This is a genomic window from Thermogutta sp. (assembly GCF_014359955.1).
Taxonomy (GTDB): Bacteria; Planctomycetota; Planctomycetia; order Pirellulales; family Thermoguttaceae; genus Thermogutta.
Genome location: NZ_JACIYL010000886.1, coordinates 1 through 1,706 on the forward strand (window position 1 = coordinate 1; position 1,706 = coordinate 1,706).

3 protein-coding genes are annotated in these 1,706 nt (G+C 56.5%); 1 reads left to right on the forward strand and 2 read right to left on the reverse strand.

Annotation, left to right across the window (positions count from 1 at the left end; genetic code table 11):
* Both H5U08_RS17900 and H5U08_RS17905 read right to left on the reverse strand, forming a co-directional pair.
* Positions 1-396: bifunctional DNA primase/polymerase (locus H5U08_RS17900; RefSeq protein ID WP_297036239.1), on the reverse strand; the 396-nt coding region annotated here is incomplete at its 3' end.
* 10 nt (positions 397-406) lie between these two features.
* Entirely contained in the window at positions 407-661 is a 255-nt protein-coding gene (locus H5U08_RS17905) for a helix-turn-helix domain-containing protein (protein WP_297036242.1), read from the reverse strand.
* A 706-nt stretch (positions 662-1,367) separates the two neighbouring features.
* Here H5U08_RS17905 and H5U08_RS17910 point away from each other — a divergent pair.
* A partial coding sequence (locus H5U08_RS17910) for a tetratricopeptide repeat protein (protein ID WP_297036244.1) occupies positions 1,368-1,706 on the forward strand: 339 nt, incomplete at its 3' end.

The window sequence follows — 1,706 nt, forward strand, 5'->3', positions numbered from 1 at the left end:
CGACGGCGGGGCCACCACATAGCCGCGGGGGCCTTTCGTATCGACCCCCGGGGCAATCACCCCAACGGAGTTTGGCCAATTCGCCCTGAAGTAAAGATGAAACCCACCTCGCGGGGTTTGGACCAACGGGCAACCTGTAGCCTTCAGCTCACGGCGACGCTCCTCACCCGGCCAGCCAGCCTCCAGGGCAGCGGGGTCAATGTCCAGTACAGAGAAGCCGTCTCCGGTTGCTATGCCCCAATTGCACCCCGGAAACTCTGCCAGCCAGCGGCGAACGGTCGCCTCGTCACGGGCGGCCCGTTCCGGCCAGTTTTGGAGAATCGGCCCCTTAGTGCCCGCCTTTAGCGGATGGAGCCGGTATTCGTAAGAGAGATATTCTCGCAGAAGCTGGTGCATGAGGTTCCTCTTATTGCGGCTGATCGGGAAGAGAGTTGTCACCTTCCACTGCGGAGTCCGCGCGACCTGATTGGCTAGCCAGCTCTTGTTCAATCCACTTCTCCACCGCCTGACGTGGAAAGCGAAGGCAGCGGCCGATCCGCAGCGACGGAAGTTTTCCCGCTTTGGCCCAGGTCCAGGCCGTCCGCTGGCTAACACGAAGCAGTCGGGCCACCTCGGGCAGTGTCAAAAGGAGCGAGTTCTGATGGGGACAGTGGTGTGTCATCTTTTTCCTCCTATTGGAATGACACGATACGTACCGAAAACTTTCTGTGACCCGTTTCCAGTATAAGGGGCGCCTGTTGCAAAATGCCGCCACTTGCAGCAAGGGGATGAGGCTTACGGAATTCGCTTTGGGGATTTGGAACGCATTATAAACCCCAGGGGTTAGAAACTTGGGACAGTTTTACAGCGATTCATGCTTTTGCTTGCGTTGTCAGCCGCTCGGGTGGCCGGGATCTGCCAAGAAGGCAAGGAAATTGCGATGTATGTGACGATACTTTAAGAGATTATGGCACTTACGCTTTTTGCTCCCAGGGCACTGTGCATGACTTGACACGCGATAGGCAATGCCATCAATCGCCGTACGTGGAGGGTGACGGACAAGGAGTTTGCGTGGGCCGATGTTCGCTTTCCAACCCTGCCGTAGCAGGACCGTAATTTATTCGGCAATCGCGTGGAATGAACCGGCTGGCCAGCGCGGAGGAGCATTTCAAGACTGTCAAGGGATTACCAGACCGACCGGCCGGGCACCTTAAAAGAAACTTTCTCCAGCCTCAACTCTGTTCAGCGTTGACTGAAAGAATTCCAATCCCCCGGATGGAACGCCGACATAACTCCTTCGAGGGGCTTGACAACACACACACACATTTAAGCTTGCTGACGAATTTCTGGCACTCACGGGCACTTTTCTCAAATTGGAGCGGGGTTCAATGGTTGGTGGGCAAAAAGGGACGCGGTTGAGGGCAGAACGGGGGTGCGACGAGGGCCCAGCAACGAGTCCACAGGCGGTCGCTGACACGGAAAAACTCTTCGAGGCGGCCCTTGCTGCCCATCGCGGAGATGATCTTCTGAGGGCCGAGAGATTCTATCGGCAGATCCTGGAAATGGACCCTCACCACCCGGGTGCTTGGCATTTTCTGGGCGTGATTGCCTTGGCTAAGGGCGATCTCCAAGAAGCTTGCCAAGCGATCGAGTCCTCATTGCAGTTTTGTCCTCAAAAGGCTGTTTACTGGAACAATTACGGGGCTGTCTTAAAGGCCCTTGGTCGA